The sequence below is a fragment of the Streptomyces hokutonensis genome (assembly GCF_000376565.1).
In the GTDB taxonomy this organism is placed as follows: domain Bacteria; phylum Actinomycetota; class Actinomycetes; order Streptomycetales; family Streptomycetaceae; genus Streptomyces; species Streptomyces hokutonensis.
Window position 1 is genome coordinate 112,376 of sequence record NZ_BARG01000062.1, and the last position, 19,682, is coordinate 132,057.

Sequence of the window (19,682 nt, forward strand, 5' to 3'; positions counted from 1 at the left end):
TGGTCGCATGACCGCTCGCTACTGCTCCCTCGCGCAGCAGCCGGCCCCGGAGTTCGGACCGGGACTGGCCGCGGAGCGGCGCGGTGCGCTCGTCGGCGGCAGCCGGATGTGGGTCAACGGCACGGTCCTGCACTACTACTTCTTCGACGTCGACAACTCCGCCGCCGACACGTCCGTCATCCCGGTGCCCGGGACCGGCGAGCTGCGGCGGGTGCCGTGGGCCGGTGCCAAGGAGCAGCAGGACGTCGTGCGCGAGTGCTTCCGTGAGTGGCGGGGGCTCGGCCTCGGTGTCGACTTCGCCGAGGTCACCGACCGTTCGGAGGCGGAGCTGCGCATCGGGTTCCAGGCCGGTGACGGCTCCTGGTCGGCGGTGGGGCGCGACGCGCTCACGGTCGGTCTGGGCGACCGCACCATGAACTTCGGCTGGGACCTGACCGCGCCCGGACAGCGCGGCACGGCGCTGCACGAGATCGGGCACGCGCTGGGCATGCTGCACGAGCACCAGAGCCCGTTCGCCGGGATCCACTGGGACGACGAGGCCGTGTACGCCGAGCTGGCGGGCCCGCCGAACTTCTGGAGCCGGGACAGGACGCTCGTCAACATCCTGCGCAAGCTCGACCCCGACGAGGTCAACGGCTCCGTCTGGGACCCGCAGTCGATCATGGAGTACCCGTTCACGTCCGGCCTGATCCTGGAGCCGGAGGAGTACCGCACGGGTCTGCATCCGCACGGCGGACTCTCCTCCTCGGACAAGGAGTTCGCGCTCCGCTGGTACCCGCCCGTCGGCCCTCCCCGACCGTCCGAGCTGGTGCCGTTCCGCTCGGCGCCGCTGCGGCTGGGGCCGGGCGAGCAGGCCGACTTCACGATCGAGCCGACCCAGACGCGCGAGTACGCCGTCGGGGCCTTCGGGGACAGCGACACGGTCGTCGTGGTCTTCGAGGAACGGGACGGCGAACCGCGCTTCCTCGCCGGCCAGGACGACGGGGGCACCCCGCACAACGCAACACTCAAGGTCAGGCTCGTCAAGGGCCGCCGCTACTTCGTCCGTGTGCGCCTGTACTCCACGTGGGGGTCGGGGGACACCGCGGTGATGTGCTGGTAACAGCACGTGTACAGCCGCACGCGGACGGACGGACCACAGGTCCGGCGCCGGGGGAAGCGGCCGGAGCTCGTAACCTTCGGGGGAGGGATACGAGCTCCGGCCACGCCACCGCGTTCAGCCGCCCAACTCCATTGGCCGGGCAGGGTCCTTGGACCACTCCTCCAGTGAACCGTCGTACACGGAGACGTCCGTACGCCCGAGCAGCGTGAGCGCGAGCGCGGCGCCCGCGGCCGAGATCCCGCCGCCGCAGTACAGGACGACCGGCGAGTCGTCGGTGTCGAGGACGGCTCCGACCCTGGCGGCGAGTTCGGTTTCGGGCAGCATGCGTCCGGTGCCGTCCAGCAGGCCGCGTCCCGGGAGGCTGCGGCTGCCCGGGATGTGTCCGCGGCGGCTGTAGCGGGTGGGCGCGGAGCCGTCGTAGCCGCCGGGTGGCAGCGCACAGACCAGGGTGCCGGGCCGCTCGCCGCGGCTGATGGCGGCCACGTCCTCGATCCCGGACCACAGATCCGGCCGTACGACAGGTGTCGCGGGACGGACGACCGGTGCCGGGTCGGTGTCGTCGCCGGAGGCCAGCGGACGTCCGGCCGCCTCCCACGCCTCGAGACCGCCGTCCAGCACGGCCGCCGGTACGCCGATCGCCCGGAGCATCCACCACAGGCGGGCCGCCCAGATGCCGCCGCCGCTGTCGTACGCGACGACCTCGACGCCCTCCCCCACGCCCAGCCGGGCCAGCACGGCGACGAGCCTGCCGGGAGACGGCACGGCGAAGTGGTACGGCGCCTCGTGGTCGGAGAGATCGCCGGTCAGGTCGGCGTGTCGCGATCCGGGCAGGTGCCGCTCGGCCCAGGTCCCGCGCCCGCTCGCGGAGCGGTAGTCGCCGTCCTCACGGGGTGAGGGCAGCAGCGCGGTGGCGTCGAGGACGACCAGCCGGGGGTCGTCGAGATGCGCGGCGAGCCAGGTGTCGTCGACCAGGGGGCCGGGCAGCAGGGAGGTGGTCATGGCGGCCGATCGTACGCCCGCGACCTGGGCGTCTCACTCATCGGGCATGCCCGTCCCGCATTCCGGACGAGGCTTGCACAGAATCCGGGTGGTGCGGTTATCGTTCGGCCATCTACGCGGGAGCCCCTACCCGGTTGGGCTGAGAGGGCGTCTGGGACCGGCTCGTCGAGAGTCCGGCCCCCATGGGGACGCCGACCGCACCACTCGCGCCTCAGCGCCCGCGTAGGAGTTCACGTGTCTTCAGCAGTCGAGCCCCAGCACCCGGTGGTCAACTCCCCGGCGCGCCGCTCCTGTTGTTGTCGCACGCACTGATCCACCGCCTTCGCGCACCCCTCTCCCGTTCCTTCAGGCGCCGTCACGCCTGCGCACGTTTCGGAGTTCCCCCATGCCGCACATACGGGTCATGCTGGACTATTTCCACCCGTGGCCGAATTCGGCCGGTCTGTACGTCGCCCGCGCCCGTCGCTGGTACGCCGAGGCCGGTCTGGACGTCGAGCTGGTGGTCCAGGATCCGGGACGCGGGGACACCCTCGAATACCTGGCGCGGGGCGAGGTGGACTTCGGGATCTTCCCGCCGAACCGGCTGCTGGCCCGGCGGGCGGAGCGGGGGCAGCCGCTGATCGCCGTGTCCGCGATCAACCACCGGGGCCTGGAGGCCATCCAGACCACCACCTCGACCGGCATCACCCGCCCCCGCGACCTCGCCGGCCGCCGTATCGCCTTCAACCCGACCCCGCGCGGCCGGGCCATGGTGCGCCACCTGGTGGCGGCCGACGGCGGCGACCCGGACGCCGTGATCGGGATCGACGCCGGTGCGCGCGAGCTGACCGTGGACGACATCGCGGCGGGCGAGGCCGACGCCACCTTCGGCAACTACTGGTCCTGGGACGCCCTGCGCGGCGATCTGCCCGAGGAACAGCGGCTGACCTGGCCGGTGGACGAGATCGGCGCCCCGCGCTACCACAGCTACCTGCTCGGCACGAACGAGACACTGCTCGCCGAACACCCCTCCCTGGTACGGGACTTCCTCGCCGTCACGGCACGCGGCTACGCGGCGGCGGCCCAAGAGCCGGACGCCACGCTGGAGTTGCTGGAGCACGTCATCCCGTACTTCCCGCGCCCGCTGATCGCCCGCTCCTTGGCACTGATCGCGCCCACCTGGACGGACGCGGACGGCCGTTGGGGTGTGATCGACGAGGGCCGGATGGGCCCGTACGCGCACTGGCTCGCCGAGAACGGCGCGATCCCGGACGACCGGGACTGGGCGAAGTCGTTCACCAACGGCCTGCTGGACGTGGCCACATGAGAGCCCTGGCCTGCCAGGCGCGGACGCTGACCCGGCGCCTCGCCGTCGACTTCATGCGGGTGGGCAGCGCGCTGTGTCGGCCGTGACCGGACCGACCCGCCAGCCCTCCCACCCCTCGAAGGACCCGACATGCATCGCCGTACCGCCCTGACCGCCATCGCCGCGACCGCCCTCCTCGCCGCCACCGGCTGCTCCGCCGACTCCACGGCCGCCGCGAAGGACGGCACCACGACCGTCACCCTCGCGCTGGACTGGACGCCCAACACCAACCACACCGGCATCTACGTCGCCCAGGCCAAGGGCTGGTTCAAGACCGCCGGGATCGACCTGAAGATCGTGCCGTACGGCTCGACCGCTCCCGAGACCCTGATCGCCAACCACAAGGCGGACTTCGGGATCTCGTACCAGGAGGGCATCACCACCGCACGGGCCGCCGGCCAGGACATCACCTCCGTCTACGCGGTGACGCAGAAAACCGACGTGACGATCGCCGTGCGCGCAGACCGCAGCGACATCACCTCGCCGAAGGACCTCGACGGCAAGACGTACGCCGGTTTCGGCGCGCCGTACGAGAAGCCGCTGCTGCAGAAGGTGATCCAAAGTGCGGGCGGCAAGGGCGACTTCAAGCAGGTCACCCTCAACACCGCGGCGTACCAGGCGCTTTACGCGGGCAAGGCGGACTTCGCGATGCCGATGCCGACCTGGGAGGGCCTGGAGGCGGAGCTGAACGGCAAGCCGCTCAAGAACTTCCAGCTCTCCGACTACGGCTTCCCAGCCATCTACTCGACCCTCGTCGCGTCCTCGGACCAGTTCCTGAAGAAGAACCCCGAGCTGGCGAAGAAGTTCCTCGCGGCCGTCGACAAGGGCTACCGCTACGCCGTCGAACACCCGTCCCAGGCAGCCGACTTGCTGATCTCGGCGAACAAGAGCGTCCTCACCAACACCAAGCTGGTGCAGCAGAGCGAGGCGCTGCTCGCCAAGGAGTACTACAAGGGCACCGAGGGTTCCATCGGCACGCAGAGCGCGGAGCGCTGGCAGGCCTTCGCGGACTTCGAGTACAAGGCGGGCCTGCTGGTCGACGCCAACGGCAAGAAGCTCACCTCCGCCCCGAAGGCGTCGACGTTCTTCACCAACGCCTACCTCCCGGACGCCAAGTGAGGCCGCTGCTGCGGTCGTTGTGGCCGCCGCTCCTCGTCCTGGCCGTGCTCCTCGGCGGCTGGCAGCTGTACGTCACCGCCGCCGGCGTCGATCCGACGACGCTCCCCTCTCCCGCCCGGGTCGTGGAGCAGGGCTGGCTGAACCGCCAAGACCTGTGGGACCAGACGCTCCCCACCCTCCAGGAGACGCTGCTCGGCTTCGCGCTGTCGTTCGCGGCGGCCTGGCTCGTCGCCGTCCTCCTCGACTTCTCCTCCGCCGCCCGCCGGGGCCTGTACCCGCTGCTCGTCGCCTCGCAGACCATCCCGATCGTGGCCGTCGCGCCCCTACTGATCATCTGGTTCGGCTTCGGTCTGCTGCCGAAGATGCTGGTGGTGACCCTGACGACGTTCTTCCCGCTCGCCGCCAACCTCGCGGCGGGCTTCGCGGCGACCGACCGCGAGGCGATGCGGCTGCTGCGCTCGCTCGGCGCGGGCCGCTGGCGGACGTTCCGGCTGGTCCGGGTGCCGAGCGCGATGCCGTACTTCTTCGCCGGGCTCCGCGTGAGCATCACCTACGCCGTCGTCGGCGCCGTCTTCGCCGAGTACGCGGGCGCGGAGGCGGGCCTCGGCATCTATATGCAGGCCCAGAAAAGCGCGTTCCGTACGGACCTGGTGTTCGCGGCGGTCGCGGTGACGGCCGCGCTGAGCATCGCCCTGTTCGGCGCGACCTATCTGCTGCAACGGCTGGTACTCCCGTGGGAACGGGCCTTGAAGGAGGACAGGTCGTCATGAGCAGTCTGCGCATTGAGGGTGTCGGTAAGTCGTTCGGTCCTCTGGAAGTCCTGCAGGATCTCGAACTCACCGTGGAGCAGGGCGAGTTCGCGGCGGTCATCGGCCCAAGCGGAAGCGGCAAGAGCACCCTGTTCAATCTCGTCTCCGGCCTCGACCGTCCCACGTCGGGCCAGGTACTGGTGGAGGGCGAACCGGCCGGAGTGGAGTCCGGCAAGGTCGCCTACATGCCGCAGAAGGACCTCCTCTTCCCCTGGCGGACCGTGCTGGACAACACGGCACTTGGCCTTGAGGCGCAGGGAGTTGGAAAGAAAGAAGCACGGCGCCGGGCCGACGCCCTGTTCGCGGACTTCGGCCTCGACGGCTTCCAGAAGGCGTACCCGTCCCAACTCAGCGGCGGTATGCGGCAACGCGCGGCCCTGCTGCGCACGGTGGTCCTGGAGCGACCGGTCCTCCTGCTCGACGAACCCTTCGGCGCGCTCGACTCCCTCACCCGCACCGAGATGCAGCTGTGGCTGGCCGGCATGTGGCAGCGCCACCGCTGGACGGTCGTCCTGGTCACCCACGACATCCGCGAGGCGGTCCTGCTCGCGGACACGGTCCACGTCCTCTCCCCCCGCCCGGCCACGATCGTCGACCACGTCGAGGTCCCGCTGGCCCGCCCGCGCGGCGCCGACGACTTCACCAACCCGGACTTCGCCGCCACTGAGCGCCGCGTCCTGGACGCCCTGCGGGGCACAACGGCGGTGAAGACAGCGTGAGTTCACACCTCGCCCACGGCCTGGGCACCGACCCGGTCGCCCCCGACTGGCCACCCCTGACGGACACCGAGGTGACCGACATCGTGGGCCCGGCCCGGGTGGTGTGGCGCAGCCCGCGCCCTCTGTCTGCGGCGGCCGTCGTGGAACGGTCCAACCGCCGCCTCTTCGTGAAACGCCACCACACCTCCGTCCGCACGGCAGAGGGTCTGGCCGAGGAACACGCCTTCCTACGACACCTGCGGCTGCGCGGCGCCCCGGTCGTCGAGGTGCTGGACGCGGCGACGCGCGGCGAGTGGACGTACGAGGTGCACTCGTCCGGCACCGGCACGGACCTCTACCGCGATGCCCTGTCCTGGTCCCCGTTCCACACCTCCGCCCACGCTCGCGCGGCAGGCGAGGCACTGGCCCGCCTGCACCTCGCCTCGGAGGGTTTCGACGCGCCGCGCCGCCAAGTGCAGCCGCTGGTCGCGTCGTTCACGGTGTTCGCCTCGGCCGACCCTGCGGCGGAGCTGGAGCGTTATGTGGAGGAGCGCCCCCAACTGGCAAAGGGACTGGCGGACTTCCCGTGGCGCGAGGACACCCGACGGGTCCTGCTCCCGCTCCACGAGGAACTGGCCCCACACCTAGAGGGGTTGGATCCCCTGTGGACCCACAACGACTGGCACGCCTCCAACCTCCTCTGGAACGAGGACGGTTCGGTCGCCACAGCGCTGGACTTCGGCATGAGCGACCGCACGACCGCCGTGCACGACCTGGCCACCGCGATCGAACGCAACACGGTCCAGTGGCTCCAGCCCGGCTTCCCGGTCCGCGAGCAGGACGCCCTCGCGCTCCTGGACGGCTACCGGTCCGTACGCCCGCTCACCCCCACCGAGTCGAAGGCGCTGCCCGCCCTGCTCCCCCTGGTCCATGCCGAGTTCGCGCTCTCCGAGCTGGGCTACTTCCACGGTGTGACGCGATCGGCGGAGAACACCCGGCTGGCGTACGAGTACTACGTGGGCCACGCGGAGTGGTTCGCGGGGGACGGCGGTCGCCGCCTGCTGGACCTGTGCGGCGCTAGCGGGTCGGCCTCAGCTCACGGGTGAAGACGACCCGGGGTCGGGCCGGCCCGTCGTAGTCCTCGACAGTCCGCGCGTCGAAACCGAGGGTGCGGTGGAAGGCGATCGACCCCTCGTTGGTGACCGAGGTGATGGCCTTGAGGCGGACCGCGCCCTGCCGTCCGGCGGCCTCGATGAACGCCGTGTACAGGTCGCGCCCGAGACCGGTGCCGCGTGCGTCGTCCCGGGTCGCGATCAGGTGCACGTACCCGGTGTGGTCGGGCGTGACGAACCCGAAGAGGTAACCACGGATGCCGTCGTCGGCCCGGGCGACCAGACAGGTGGACCCGAACTCCTGCACCAGCGCGGTCACATGGAGCGCGCGAAGGTCACGCTCGCCCCAGTAGCGTGCGTGGTCCTCCAGTACCTGGTGGAGGTCGGTGACATCGGCAGGTTCGATACGGACGTCCATGGCATCGATCATGGCAGAGAGCCGTACGGAGTCGAGAAGGAGACAGGTCATGATCACGGGTTACGTCCTCGGCGAGAGCCTTCGCCCCGGTGCCGTGTTCGCGCCGCACGGGCTGCGCATCCGGAAGGTCGAGCGGGTCGACAACTCGGCGAGTGCGACCGCCGGGCAGCCCGACGCCTGGACGTTCATCGAGTGGGAGACCGACGACGACAGCGCCGCGGGTCCGATCGCGGAGGCACTCGCCGCCGCTCTGGAGCCGGCCAATGGCTGGTACGCCGACTTCACCGTCGGCGATGAACGGGTCGTCGTCTTCGCGGGGAAAGTGTTCCGCTATCGGCGCGGCGACGAGCCGGGCCGCGCCGAAGCGGTCGCGTACGGGCGTTCCGTGGGGACCCCGGAGCATCAGCTCGACTGGGAGGAGTGACCCCGGCGGCGCCATTCTTCTGCGAGGAGCTCGTACGAGCGCACCCGGTCCGGGTGGTCGTGGGTGATGGTGGTGATGAGCAACTCGTCGGCGCCGACGGCCTCTTGGAGTTGTTCCAGTTGGTCGGCGACCCGAGTGGGTGAGCCGACGAACTGGGTGTCGATGCGGTCCTGGACCAGTTCGCTGTCCTCGTCGCTCCAGACGTGGGCGCGGGCCTCGTCGGGGGTCGGGAACTTGATGGCGCCCTCCGCCGTGCGGATGGAGCGCACCCACAGGCCGTAGCCGGTGGCGAGTTCGCGTGCCGTGTCGTCGTCCTCGGCGACGACGACATCGGCGGAGACGCTGACGTACGGCTTGTCGAGGACGTCGGAGGGCTGGAACGCGGCGCGGTAACCGTCCGCCGCCTCAAGGACGCTGGCGGGGCTGACGTGGTAATTCGCCGCGAAGCGGAGGCCGTTGCGGCCCGCGACCTCGGCGCTGGTGCCTCCGCTGCTGCCCAGGATCCACAGCTCCAGGTCGGCGCCCTCGCCCGGTACGACGTGGGCCTCCACGCCCTCCGGGGAACGGTAGGTGCCGGCCAGCAGCGCGAGGACGTCGTCGATCTGCTCGCCGTACTCCTGGGACTCGGCCTTGGGCAGCAGGAGCAGTTTGCGCTGGAGGGCGATCCGGGGTGAGCCGAGGAGCCGTTCGAAGGAGAAGCGGGGCGGGATGCGCAGGCCGTTGGGGGCCCGGCCGTCGACGACCGGGGTGGCCGAGGGCAGCGGGGGCGACGGTCGGCCGCCCGAGCGGCCCAGGCCCAGGTCGAAGCGGCCGGGGTGCAGCGCGTCGAGCAGGCCGAACTCCTCGACCGTGGACAGCGCGGTGCGGTGGCCGAGTTGTACGGCGCCGGAGCCGAGCCGGATGGTGGAGGTCGCGGACGCCGTCAGCGCCAGGACCACCGCGGGGGACGTGCCGGCGACTCCGGGGTTGAGGTGGTGCTCGGCGAACCAGTAGCGGGCGTACCCGAACTCCTCGGCCCTGCGCGCGAGTTCGATGGAGTTGCGCAGCGCCTCGGGTGCGGTGGAGCCGGAGGAGATCGGGACCAGGTCGAGGACGCCGAGCGGGATGTCAGGCATGCGCGGGCTCCTCGGTGGTGGACGCCTCCGGCAGTACCGGGGCCCAGTCGAACGGCGGGTCCGGGATGTCCTTGCGGAGCACGGGAGCCACCGCCGACCCGAACAGCTCCAGCGAGTCACGGTGCTGACGGTCCGTCAAGCCGCCGGCGTCCGCGTGCAGATGGAGCACCGTGTGCCCGAACTGCTCGTGGTAGCGGTGCACCTTGTCGATGACCTGCTGGGGGCTGCCGATCAGCGCGGAGCTGCGCTCGACGAAGTCCTCCAGGGTCTCGAAGACGATGGGCAGGCCCACCTGCTTCTGGAAGGCGAGGTTGCTCTCGAAGATCGGCCGGTAGACGGCCAGCGCCTCCTGGGTCGTGGGGGCGACGTAGAGGCCGGCCGTGCCCGCGCCCACCGCGATGTCCGCCGGGTCGTGGCCGTAGTGCTCCCAGCGTTCGCGGTAGTAGCGGATCAACTCGGCATACGGCTCTATGGGGTTGGTGACGTTGGCGGAGAACAGCGGGTCGCCGTAGCGGGCGGCCAGGTCGACGCTCTCCTTGCTGGTGGCGCTGCCGTGCCAGACCCGGATCGGCAGCTGGTAGGGCCGCGGCCACACCTCGGCGTCCTTCAGTTCCGGGCGGAACCGGGTCTTCGCCGTCACCTTGTCCTGCCGCCAGAGCTGCCGGAACACCTCGTAGCTCTCGGCGTTGCGCTCCCACTGGTCCTCGGGCGTGACGTGGAACAGCTCGCGCTGGGCCGTGCCGTTGCCCTTGCCGATGATCAGGTCCAGGCGTCCGCCGGAAAGATGGTCCAGCGTGGCGTAGTCCTCGTAGGCCCGGACCGGGTCGAGGAGGCTGAGTGTGGTGACGGCCGTGAAGAGGCGGATACGGCGGGTGAGCGCGGCGACGTGGCTGAGGACGACGGTCGGTGAGGAGGAGATGAAGGGGCGCTCGTGCCGCTCCCCCACGCCGAAGCCGTCGAGGCCCATCTCCTCGGCCAGTACGGCGTTTTCGAGGACCTCGCGGAAACGCTCGTGGGTCGACTTCTGGATGCCCGTGACCGGGTCGGGGCGGTGGACGATGAGCGTGATCGCGAGGAACTTCACGACGCCGCCCGTTCCTCGCGCACGTCGTCGGGGTGGGCCAGGCCGAGGTGGTCGCGGAGGGTGGGGCCTTCGTACTCGGTGCGGAAGACGCCCTGTTCCTGGAGGAGCGGGACCACCTTGTCGGCAAAGGGGTCGAGTCCGGTCGGGGTGATGTGCGGGACGAGGATGAAGCCGTCGCTGGCGTCGGCCTGCACGAAGTCGTTGATGGTCTTCGCGACGGTCGACGGGGAGCCGATGAAGGCCTGGCGGTTGCCGGTCTCGATGACCAGGTCGCGGATGGACCAGTTGTTCGCGGCCGCCCGCTCACGCCACTCGCGGGCGGTGGCCAACGGGTCGCGGTACATGCGTACTTGGGCCCGGCCCTTGGAGATGTGGTTGTCGCTGACGTCCGGGTCGATGTCGGGCAGCGGGCCGTCCGGGTCGTAGGAGGAGAGGTCCCGGTTCCAGACGAACTCCAGGTGCTTGATGGCGGTGGCGCCGCTGACCTGCTGGCGGCGCACCTCCTTCGCGAGGTCCTCGGCCTCCGCGTCGGTGTCGCCGAGCACGAAGGTCGCGGCCGGGAGGATCAGCAACTGGTCAGACCTGCGGCCGTACTTGGCGAGCCGGGCCTTGACGTCGGTGTAGAAGGCCTGACCCTCGGTGAGGGTGCTGTACCGGCTGAAGATGGCGTCGGCACTGGAGGCGGCGAACTCGCGGCCCTCGTCGGAGTCGCCGGCCTGGAAGATGACCGGGCGGCCCTGCGGGGAGCGCGGGACGTTGAACTGGCCGTGGATGTCGAAGTGTTGGCCCTGGTGGACGAAGGCTCCGGCCTTGGCGTCGGTCAGGAAGGTGCCGGTGGCCTGGTCGGCCACGATCTCGTCACCGTGCCAGGAGTCGAAGAGTTCGTTGGTGGTGGCGAGGAACTCCTTGGCCCGGGAGTAGCGCTCGTCCTGGGGCAGGAAGCCGCCGCGGCGGAAGTTCTCGCCGGTGAACGCGTCCCAGGAGGTGACGACGTTCCAGGCCGCACGCCCGTCGGAGAGGTGGTCGAGGCTGGCGAACTGGCGGGCCACCTCGTAGGGCTCGTTGAACGTGGAGTTGATGGTGCCGGTGAGTCCGAGGTGTTCGGTGACGGCGGCGAGCGCGGCGAGGATCGTGAAGGTGTCGGGGCGGCCGACCACGTCCAAGTCGTAGATCTTGCCGCCCTGTTCGCGCAGCCGCAGGCCCTCGGCGAGGAACAGGAAGTCGAACTTGGCGCGCTCGGCGGTCTTCGCGAAGTGCGCGAAGGAGCTGAACTCGATGTGGCTGCCGGCCGCGGGGTCGCTCCACACGGTGGTGTTGTTGACGCCGGGGAAGTGGGCGGCCAGGTGGATCTGCTTCAGGGGCTTGCTCATGTCGTACGGTCCCTCCGGCTCAGGCGTTCGCGGCGGCGTAGCGGTTGGCGGGGCGGGTGAGCCCCAGCAGGCCGCGCAGGGTGTCGGCCTCGTAGGCGCGGCGGAAGGCGTTCCGGCGCTGGAGTTCGGGGACCAGCCCCTGGGTGATCGCCGGCAGGTCGTGTCCCGCGACGGCGGGCCGCAGCCGGAAACCGGTCAGCCCCGCCGACTGCAACTCCTGGAGGAGATCGGCGAGTTGGACGGGCGTACCGGCGAAGATCCGGGCGTCGCTGGTGTACGGCTCCCCCGCCAGGGCGTCGAGGCGCTCGCGGCGGGCGACCGCCGTGGCCTCGTCGTCGTCGAGGAAGACCACCAGGTCTCCGAAGATGTGCAGCGGTTCGTCGGCGCGGCCCGCCGCGTCCTGTTCGGCGCGGATCTCCGCGACGATCGCGCGGGCGTCGTCGGTGTCGTGCGGGGTGACGTAGCCGATGTCGGTGGCGCGGGCCACCAGCCGGTACGGGATGGTCTGGTGGGCCAGGGAGCTGACGATCGGCTGGCCCTGCGGCGGCCGGGGGGTGATGGAGGGGCCCTTGACGCTGAAGTGGCGGCCCTCGAAGTCGATGTAGTGGAGCTTGTCGCGGTCGACGAAGCGGCCGGTGGCGACGTCCCGGATCTCGGCGTCGTCCTCCCAGCTGTCCCAGAGGCGGCGCACGACCTCGATGTAGTCGGCGGCCTCCTCGAAGTGCTCGGCGAGCCGTTCCTGTCCGGCCGGGGTGCGCAGGCTCTCCAGGCTGATCGGCGGGAAGTCGCGCCGCCCGAAGTGGTCGGCCTCGTGCGGGCGGGCCGAGAGCTGCACTCGTACACCGGCGCGGCCGGTGCTGACGTAGTCGAGGGTGGCGATCGCCTTGGATATGTGGAACGGCTCCGTGTGCGTGGACACCACCGTCGGGACCAGGCCTATGTGGCTGGTGAGCGGTGCGATGCGGGCCGCGATCAGTACGGCGTCGAGGCGGCCGCGGACCTGGTCGGTGCGGCCGTCCAGCTCGCCGTAGTGCGAGGACTGGAGGCCGAGGCCGTCCTCGAAGGTCACGAAGTCGAGGAGACCGCGCTCGGCCTCGGCGACCTGGTGGGCCCAGTAGGCGGCGGTGAACAGGTCGCGGGGCCGGGCCACCGGCTCGCGCCAGGAGGCGGGGTGCCAGCCGGTGCCGTCGAGGGCGACGGCGAGATGCAGAGGAGAAGGGGAGGTCGATGACACGAGTGGTGCCTTCCTGGAGGTCCGTACGAGATCGCCGGCCCTGGAAGCGGGCGCACGGCGGCTGGGGCAACGGGGTCAGGGGCGACAGAGCGCGCCGGCCACGCGCAGCAGGTCTATGTGCTGGCGGGTGGTGAGTCGCACGTGGAGGACAGCGGCGCCACACATGTGCTCCACCTCCTCGGACTCCGGCTTCATCAGGGGCAACCGCACGGCTATGCCGTTTCTTCCGGATCGGCGGCGGAAGTCGGGCCGGTGAACCGTACGAGCGAGAAGACCGTACGGGCGCGCAGCGTGAAGCCGATCGACTCGTACAGCCGGATGGCGTTGGCGTTGGTGGCCGCGGCGTGCAGGAAGGGGTGGTCGCCGCGTTCCTTGATGCCGGCGGCGACGGCGCGGACCAGGCGGGTGGCCAGGCCCCGGCCGCGGTGGTCGGGGTCGGTGCACACGGCGCTGATCTCGGTCCAGCCGGGCGGGTGGAGGCGTTCGCCGGCCAAAGCGACCAGTCGGCCCTCGTGGCGGATGCCGAGGTAGGTGCCCATCTCTACGGTGCGGGGAAGGTAGGGGCCGGGTTCGGTGCGGGCGACCAGGTCGAGGATCTCGGGCACGTCGTCGGCGCCGAGACGGACGGCCTCGGGGTCGTGCTCGGCCCGCAGAGCGGTGTCCACGAGCTGGACACCCTGTCCGGAACGGACGATCTCCCAGCCGTCCGGGGTCTCGCTCACTCCGCGCACGGCGGCGGTGCCGCCGGGTCCGATGAGCGTGGCCAGGTCGGCCCAGGCGCGCGGGTCGTCGTTGTCGGTGATGGCGTTGAAGCCGGCCACGTCGACCCGGTAGCGGGCGGCACGGCCGACGCGTTCGGCGAGGTGGGCGTGCGGGCCGGTGAGCGCGGCCCAGGCCGGGTTGTCCAGGACGTGGGAGGTGGTCGTTTCGATACTGGCGGTGGAAGACATCGGGTGACGGCTCCGGTACTGGTCGCACGGGTCGGGGACCCCGCCGGGGTGCGGCGGGGTCCCCTTGCTGGGAGGGGTGGGTCAGGAGTCGGTCTTCGGCAGTCCGGGCGGGTTGATCTCGGACTTGGCGACGGCCTCGTTGGAGAGGTTCCAGGCGGCCAGCCACTTGGCGTACTGACCGTTCTTGATCAGGTAGTTGATGGCGTCCGCGAGGGGCTTGGCGAGGCCGCTGTTCTTCTTCGCCGTGGCCGCGATCAGGCCCTGGAGGGTGGATCCGGCACCGGAGTACGTGCCCGCGTTGCGGACCGCCTTGGCCGTCCCCTTGGTCGAGGAGACCTGGTAGGCGACCGAGGGGTTCGGGGAGAGGTAGGCGTCGATCTTCCCGGAGGCCAGCGCGAGGTAGGTGCTGTTGTTGTCCTGGAAGTACTTGACGGTGAGCGCCTTCTTGCCCTCGGCGGCCAGCTTCTTCTTCCACTCCAGGAGGATCCGCTCCTGGTTGGTGCCGGCGCCCACGGCGACGGTCTTGCCGGCGAGGTTCTCGTAATTGCCGTCGAAGTTCCAGGAGTTGTCGGCCTTCACCGCGAAGCCGAGGTTGTCCTCGCGGTAGGAGGCGAACTCGTACTTCGCCTTGCGCTCCTCGGTGTCGGTGACGTTGGAGAAGGCGACATCGACCTTGCCGCTGTCCAGGCCGATGAAGAGGTTCTCCCAAGTGGAGTTCTTCAGCTCCGGCTTGAGACCGAGGACGGCGGCGACCAGGCGGGCGATGTCGGTCTCGGAGCCGGTGAGGGTCTTCTGGTCCGAGCCGACGTAGCCGAGCGGCGGGGATCCGGCCGGCAGGAAGCCGACGCCGATCTCCAACTTGCCGCTCTTCGCTATGGACTTGGGCAACTCGGCGCTGATCGACTTCACTTCGGCGACCTTGAGCTTCGCCTCCTTGGCGGCACCGAGGGAGAAGGCGCCCACGGTGACCGTGCCGGAGGCGGCACTGCCGGACGTGGTGGCCGCGTCACTGTCGCCGCCGCAGGCCGCGAGACCACCGGCGAGGGAAGCGAGGACGGTTCCCGCGGTGAGTCCGCGAGTGATTCTGCTGCGCAGGCTGAGAGTAGACATGGCTGTTCCTAGGCTCGGTGTTGAGGGCTTGTGAAGGTGAAGAAGGGGTGGCTCAGAGGACCTTGCTGAGGAAGTCCCTGGTCCGTTCGTGCTGTGGCTTGTCGAGGACCTCGTGCGGCGGGCCCTGTTCGACGATCTTTCCGCCGTCGATGAAGACGACCCGGTCGGCGACCTCGCGGGCGAAGCCGATCTCGTGGGTGACGATGACGAGGGTGGTGCCGCTGGTCGCCAAGTCCTTGATGACGGACAGGACTTCGCCGACGAGTTCGGGGTCGAGGGCGGAGGTCGGCTCGTCGAAGAGGATGACGCCGGGCCGCAGGGCGAGGGCGCGGGCGATGGCGACGCGCTGCTGCTGGCCGCCGGAGAGCTGCCTCGGATAGGCGCCGGTCTTCTCGGCGAGACCCACGCGGCCGAGCAACTCCCTTGCCAGTTCCAGGGCTTCGGGCTTGCCGAGCCTGCCGGTGGCGACCGGGGCGGCGGCCACGTTGTCCAGGACGGTCAGGTGCGGGAAGAGGTTGAAGTTCTGGAAGACGAACCCGATCCGGCTGCGCTGCGCGAGGATGGCGCGTTCGCTCAACTCCTTGAGCCGTCCGCCCTGTTGCTTCACCCCGATGAGCTCGCCGTTGACGCTGACGTAGCCGATCTCCGGCTTCTCCAGGTGATTGATGACCCGCAGCAGCGTGGACTTGCCGGAACCGGACGGGCCGAGGATCACGGTGACCTCGCCGGGCCGCACCGTGAGGTCGACGCCGTCCAGCACCCGGTGGGCGCCGTACCACTTGTGGACGTCGTGCACCTCTACGGCGGCGGGTGTGATGTCCGCCAGCGGTTCGACGGTGTTCGTGGTCATACGGCGGTCTCCCTGCGGATGCGGGCCCGCAGATCGGTGACACCGTTGCGGAGTTTCTGGATCGGGGTGGGCGGCAGGGAGCGGGTGGCGCCCCGAGCGTAGTGACGCTCGACGTAGAACTGGACGACCGACACGACGCTGGTCAGGATCAGGTACCAGACGGTGACGACCAGGAGCAGCGGCACGATGTCGCCGGGGTAGGTGGAGCCCATCGTCTGCGCGGAGCCGAACAGGTCGAGCAGCGAGACGTAGAAGACCAGTGAGGTGCTCTTGATCAGGCCGATCAGCTGGTTGACGTAGTTCGGGGTGATGGAGCGCAGCGCCTGCGGGAAGACGATTCTGCGGAACTGGTAGCCCTTGGGGAGGCCGAGGGCGGAGGCCGCCTCGTGCTGGCCCTGGTCGACGGAGAGGATGCCGCCGCGGACCACTTCGGCCGCGTACGCCGCCTCGTTGAGGCTGAGTCCGACGACGGCGACGACCATGTCGGTGGCCAGCTTCGACTCGTCGAAGGAGAAGAAGGCGGGGCCGAACGGGACGCCGATGCTGAGCGTCTGGTACAGGGCGCTGAAGTTGTAGAGGAAGATCAGCACCACGATGAGCGGGATCGAGCGCAGCGCCCACACATAGGTCCAGCTCGCGGCGCGCAGCACGGGGCTCTTCGACAGCCGGGCCAGGGCGAGCAGGATGCCGCCGAGGAGGCCCAACACCGCGCTGAGCGCGGTCACTTCGAGCGTGATGACGAGTCCGTCGAGGATCGTCGGGCGCAGGAACCAGTAGCCGAAACGGTCCCACTGGTAGAAGGAGTTGGTGACCAGTCCGTGGACGAACTGGGCGATCAGCACCAGCACGACCAGCGTGACGATCCACCGGCCGGGCCGGCGCAGCGGCTGAACTCGCTGCGCCGTCAGGGGTTTTGACGGTGTGTCGGCCGAGGGGGCTTCGGCCAGGGACACGGTGGTGCCTGGGGGTTCACTCATGGTGGGCTCCGGCGGGTTCACAGACCCCGGTCCGTGGCGGTGGGCGCGCGACGGCGGACGGCACGCGCGGGTGCGCGGGACCGGGGGCGGGGAGGGGGCAGGCACACCGACGGGATCGGGTGTGCGTCAGAGGTGCGTCGGCCGACTGGTCGTCAGGCCCGACAGCGGGCGCGGCCCGGCGCGGTACACAGTGCGCTGCTGACCCGGAGCAGATCGACAGCGCGGTCGGCGACGAACAGGTTGGCGTACGACCGTACGCAGCCCTGCGGGCGGCATGTGGCCGTCCTGGGAGCTGCGTACATGGCGTCACCTGTCACTGTTCCGGCCCCGCAGGGCCTCGCGCTTACCGAAACGTCATCCGGTCCGGTCGTCACCTGGGGCACCCCACCGCGTGCGAGGGTTGCCGGTCAGCAAGCCAGGGCTTGTCGCTGACACTCATGACCGTTCTGGCCGTAAGTTAAGACAATTGCCCGAACGAATGTCAACGGCCGTCCAGCAAGTGGACGGCGAAGACGCCGCTCAGCTGCGGCAAGCTCCCGTTTCGTCCGCGGCATGGGCTGCCCAGTCCAGGATCTGGACGGCGGCACCGGCGGCCTCCAGGCCCTGGCAGCGGGCGTGGTGGCGGCGGGCGATGCCGTCGAGGTCGAGGTGGGTGCCGAAGGCCGGGTGGGCGGCCAGCCGGCGGGCGTAGGCCCACAGGTGGGAGTGGTCGGCGATGCGCTGCACGGCGGCGGCGTCCAGGTGGTAGCGGTGCACGGTGTCGAGTTGCACCAGCGTCACCCACAACTCCACGTCCGCGGCGGTGAGTTCGTCGCGGATCATGTGCTCGCGGCCGTCCAGCCAGCGGTCGAGCGAGCCCAGCGTCTCGAGCAGCCGGCCGAGGGCTTCGTCGCGCTCGGCCTGTTCGCCAGCGGCCGCGCCGGCGCGCTGTGCCGCTTCCTCGATGCCCTGCGCGCAGAGCCGCTCGACGGCCTCGATCTCCGACTCGGCGCCGCACGGATAGAGCTCGGGTCCGCCCGCGCCGAAGTGCCGGGCGAGGTCACGGGTGATGTCCGGGGCGTGGGTGCTGACGATGCGGCCGGACCAGTCGTCGCTGAGCACGGGCGCGGCGGCGGGTCCGGAGTAGCGGTGGGCGCTCGCCTCGTAGAGCGGGCGCAGCGCGGAGTGTCCACCACTCGGACAGTCGGGCACGGCGGACAGGAACACGGCCGGACAGCTCTCGTGGAGGCCGAGCAGGCTGTGGGTGACGGCGATGCGCAGGCCGTCGGCGCAGGCGGTGGACAGGTGGAGGCGGTAGCGGCGCGGCACGGCGTAGTGCCCGCTGCGCGCGTCGCTCCCGATCCGGCCCCGGAACTGGGGGGCGGAGCGGGGTGAGGGGACGGCGGCGAGAGGCGTGACGGACATGGGACTCCCCGGGTACGGGCGCGTGGACGTACGCGCGGCGGAAGCGTCGTCGAACGGTGGAGGGGCTCAGCGCAGTGGGCTCATGGCGCTGCAGACCCGCAGCAGATCGATGTGACGGCGGGAGGTCAGAAGGGGCGAACGGTCCACTCGGCTGGTGGTGACCGGCTCAAGGCGCCCCATGTTTCCCTACCTGTTCACTAGGATTCCCTACTGGAGTGTCGATCCACCGTCGCCCGGGGTCAAGAGGGCGTCCACGGGTCGGGCACTGGTCCCGACCCGTGGACAGGCCGGGCCGCTACTTCGCGTACATCAGGGTCCCGAAGCCGAGCTGGTCGTAGCCGCCGCTGTCGGAGCCGTAGTCACCTCCCCCGCCCTCGGGTGCGACGAGGTTGTAGTACATGGCCGAGATGTACTTGTCGTCGAGGCCGATGCGCCGGTTGTAGTGGAAGTGGAGCATCGCCCACACCGGCCGGATCTGGCCGCGCGAGGACGCGGAGATCACCGTCTGGGACGACTGGGCGCAGCTCTGCCCGGTGCCCCAGGTGTAGGTGGTGAAGGGCACGTCGCTGCCCGCGTTGTACTTGGCGACGTACTGGGCGGCTTTCATGAAGCGGCGGCTGTCGTACGAGTACAGGTCGTCGCCCTGGTTCCAGGCCATCTCGCACACGGCGCCCATCTGCCCCATGCCCATGACGGTGTGGCCCTGGTCGCGGCCGGACTCCTGCCACTGGCCGAGCGCATAGCCGTCCGAGTCGGTGTACAGATACGGCACGGCGTGCGCGATCGAGCCGTTGCCCGCACCCGACTTGAAGTACGTGACGGCCTGGTCGTACTTGGCGCTGTCCTCGTTGAGGATCCCGATGGCCAGGATCGACGCCATGTTGCACAGGTCCCAGTTGGCCCAGTAGTTGGTGATGCAGGCGTCGTTGTGGTTGGTGAGGAAGCTGTTGTTGAGCGGGTAGAAGACGTTCGCCAGCATCTGCTGGGCAGCAGACAGGTTGAACCCGCTGTAGTCCCGCATGAGTTCGCAGGCGTTGGCGAACTGCCAGCCGTAGAGGCCGGCCGCGAGAAACCGGTCGGCGTTCCCGGTGACCGAAGTCAGCGTGGACGACCAGGCGTTGAGGATGTTCGCGGCGCAGACGGCGTTCGCCTCGGTGCCGCCGACCTTCCAGCGCAGGGCGTTCTGGTAGGCGGCGGCGATGTCGTTGTAGAGCAGGCTGTAGTTCTGGCCGTCGCCGCCCCGGATGATCGTCGCGGTCGCCCGGTTCGTCCAGGTCGACTGCGAGTGGGAGTTGGCGGTCAGCTTGTTCCAGCCGGACAGCCAGGGGTCGGTTCCCGCCGCGACCCTGACCTTGGCCCGGTTGATGTCGCCGGCGTTGTGCAGCATGCCGGGGTGGGTGAAGGTGGCCGGGGCCGCGTGCGCGGTCGTGGCCACCGCGGCGCCGCCGAGAGCGACGGCTGCGGTGAGCCCGCCCGCGGTCTTCAACAGACCGCGGCGGCTCAACTCTGTTCTGCGGAGGTGCTCGTGGGGGGAAGTGCGGCTCATTGCGGTGCATCTCCAA

Annotated in this window: 21 protein-coding genes and 1 riboswitch; of the genes, 7 read left to right on the plus strand and 14 right to left on the minus strand. The window is 70.2% G+C overall.

Annotated elements, in window-relative coordinates; all coding sequences use genetic code 11:
• The first annotated feature begins 7 nt into the window (after positions 1–7).
• On the plus strand, positions 8–1,102 hold the full coding sequence (gene absR1, locus SSP08S_RS36775) for a beta-glucuronidase AbsR1 (protein WP_019072649.1): 1,095 nt from the start codon (positions 8–10) through the stop codon (positions 1,100–1,102).
• Between the two features lie 114 nt (positions 1,103–1,216).
• Here the strand turns inward: absR1 and SSP08S_RS36780 are convergent, their stop codons facing one another.
• Positions 1,217–2,101: a sulfurtransferase gene (locus tag SSP08S_RS36780; protein WP_019072650.1), complete on the minus strand. Its 885-nt coding sequence runs from the start codon at positions 2,099–2,101 to the stop codon at positions 1,217–1,219.
• 385 nt (positions 2,102–2,486) lie between these two features.
• On the opposite strand from SSP08S_RS36780, the gene SSP08S_RS36785 reads away from it, so the two are divergent.
• The 5 genes from SSP08S_RS36785 to SSP08S_RS56600 all read left to right on the plus strand — a co-directional run bounded on the left by SSP08S_RS36785 (position 2,487) and on the right by SSP08S_RS56600 (position 7,178).
• Positions 2,487–3,407 carry an ABC transporter substrate-binding protein gene (locus tag SSP08S_RS36785; protein ID WP_019072651.1) on the plus strand — a complete coding sequence of 307 codons (921 nt, stop codon included), beginning with the start codon at positions 2,487–2,489 and terminating at the stop codon, positions 3,405–3,407.
• A gap of 129 nt (positions 3,408–3,536) precedes the next feature.
• On the plus strand, positions 3,537–4,565 hold the full coding sequence (locus SSP08S_RS36790; RefSeq protein ID WP_019072652.1) for an ABC transporter substrate-binding protein: 1,029 nt from the start codon (positions 3,537–3,539) through the stop codon (positions 4,563–4,565).
• Positions 4,562–5,335 (plus strand): ABC transporter permease, encoded by a 774-nt coding sequence (locus SSP08S_RS36795; protein WP_019072653.1) that lies wholly within the window; start codon positions 4,562–4,564, stop codon positions 5,333–5,335. The genes SSP08S_RS36790 and SSP08S_RS36795 overlap by 4 nt, the downstream gene beginning before the upstream one ends.
• A complete protein-coding gene (locus SSP08S_RS36800; RefSeq protein ID WP_019072654.1) occupies positions 5,332–6,093 on the plus strand; it encodes an ABC transporter ATP-binding protein in 762 nt (253 codons plus the stop codon). Before SSP08S_RS36795 ends, SSP08S_RS36800 begins: the two co-directional genes overlap by 4 nt.
• Positions 6,090–7,178 carry a phosphotransferase enzyme family protein gene (locus tag SSP08S_RS56600; protein WP_019072655.1) on the plus strand — a complete coding sequence of 363 codons (1,089 nt, stop codon included), beginning with the start codon at positions 6,090–6,092 and terminating at the stop codon, positions 7,176–7,178. Before SSP08S_RS36800 ends, SSP08S_RS56600 begins: the two co-directional genes overlap by 4 nt.
• Here SSP08S_RS56600 and SSP08S_RS36810 read toward each other — a convergent pair.
• Positions 7,150–7,602: a GNAT family N-acetyltransferase gene (locus SSP08S_RS36810; RefSeq protein ID WP_043259939.1), complete on the minus strand. Its 453-nt coding sequence runs from the start codon at positions 7,600–7,602 to the stop codon at positions 7,150–7,152. The two genes, SSP08S_RS56600 and SSP08S_RS36810, sit on opposite strands and share 29 nt — an antisense overlap.
• 49 nt (positions 7,603–7,651) lie before the next feature.
• Here SSP08S_RS36810 and SSP08S_RS36815 point away from each other — a divergent pair, with 49 nt between their 5' ends.
• Positions 7,652–8,026 (plus strand): hypothetical protein, encoded by a 375-nt coding sequence (locus SSP08S_RS36815; protein ID WP_019072657.1) that lies wholly within the window; start codon positions 7,652–7,654, stop codon positions 8,024–8,026.
• Here the strand turns inward: SSP08S_RS36815 and SSP08S_RS36820 are convergent.
• The 12 genes from SSP08S_RS36820 to SSP08S_RS36870 form a co-directional block, all read right to left on the minus strand.
• Positions 8,005–9,141 carry an LLM class flavin-dependent oxidoreductase gene (locus SSP08S_RS36820; protein WP_019072658.1) on the minus strand — a complete coding sequence of 379 codons (1,137 nt, stop codon included), beginning with the start codon at positions 9,139–9,141 and terminating at the stop codon, positions 8,005–8,007. The genes SSP08S_RS36815 and SSP08S_RS36820 overlap by 22 nt on opposite strands.
• A complete protein-coding gene (locus tag SSP08S_RS36825) occupies positions 9,134–10,225 on the minus strand; it encodes an LLM class flavin-dependent oxidoreductase (RefSeq protein WP_019072659.1) in 1,092 nt (363 codons plus the stop codon). Before SSP08S_RS36825 ends, SSP08S_RS36820 begins: the two co-directional genes overlap by 8 nt.
• Positions 10,222–11,595 (minus strand): NtaA/DmoA family FMN-dependent monooxygenase, encoded by a 1,374-nt coding sequence (locus SSP08S_RS36830; protein ID WP_019072660.1) that lies wholly within the window; start codon positions 11,593–11,595, stop codon positions 10,222–10,224. The genes SSP08S_RS36825 and SSP08S_RS36830 overlap by 4 nt, the downstream gene beginning before the upstream one ends.
• 19 nt (positions 11,596–11,614) lie before the next feature.
• Entirely contained in the window at positions 11,615–12,829 is a 1,215-nt protein-coding gene (locus SSP08S_RS36835) for an LLM class flavin-dependent oxidoreductase (RefSeq protein WP_019072661.1), read from the minus strand.
• Between the two features lie 75 nt (positions 12,830–12,904).
• On the minus strand, positions 12,905–13,024 hold the full coding sequence (locus tag SSP08S_RS64615; protein WP_369407108.1) for a putative leader peptide: 120 nt from the start codon (positions 13,022–13,024) through the stop codon (positions 12,905–12,907).
• A gap of 17 nt (positions 13,025–13,041) precedes the next feature.
• Positions 13,042–13,779, minus strand: coding sequence for a GNAT family N-acetyltransferase (locus SSP08S_RS36845; RefSeq protein ID WP_019072663.1), 738 nt, complete (start codon positions 13,777–13,779; stop codon positions 13,042–13,044).
• 81 nt (positions 13,780–13,860) lie between these two features.
• The gene (locus SSP08S_RS36850; RefSeq protein ID WP_019072664.1) at positions 13,861–14,889 is read right to left on the minus strand and encodes an ABC transporter substrate-binding protein; all 1,029 of its coding nucleotides are present in this window, start codon (positions 14,887–14,889) and stop codon (positions 13,861–13,863) included.
• Positions 14,890–14,941: 52 nt separating this feature from the next.
• Entirely contained in the window at positions 14,942–15,739 is a 798-nt protein-coding gene (locus tag SSP08S_RS36855) for an amino acid ABC transporter ATP-binding protein (protein ID WP_019072665.1), read from the minus strand.
• Positions 15,736–16,716: an amino acid ABC transporter permease gene (locus tag SSP08S_RS36860; protein WP_019072666.1), complete on the minus strand. Its 981-nt coding sequence runs from the start codon at positions 16,714–16,716 to the stop codon at positions 15,736–15,738. Before SSP08S_RS36860 ends, SSP08S_RS36855 begins: the two co-directional genes overlap by 4 nt.
• 334 nt (positions 16,717–17,050) lie before the next feature.
• A riboswitch (SAM riboswitch) is annotated at positions 17,051–17,159 on the minus strand.
• Between the two features lie 76 nt (positions 17,160–17,235).
• Complete coding sequence (locus tag SSP08S_RS36865; RefSeq protein WP_019072667.1) at positions 17,236–18,120, minus strand: glutathione S-transferase C-terminal domain-containing protein; 885 nt, start codon at positions 18,118–18,120, stop codon at positions 17,236–17,238.
• A 66-nt stretch (positions 18,121–18,186) separates the two neighbouring features.
• Positions 18,187–18,300 (minus strand): putative leader peptide, encoded by a 114-nt coding sequence (locus tag SSP08S_RS64620; RefSeq protein ID WP_317880146.1) that lies wholly within the window; start codon positions 18,298–18,300, stop codon positions 18,187–18,189.
• Between the two features lie 115 nt (positions 18,301–18,415).
• Entirely contained in the window at positions 18,416–19,666 is a 1,251-nt protein-coding gene (locus SSP08S_RS36870) for an alginate lyase family protein (RefSeq protein WP_026179149.1), read from the minus strand.
• Positions 19,667–19,682 lie beyond the last annotated feature (16 nt).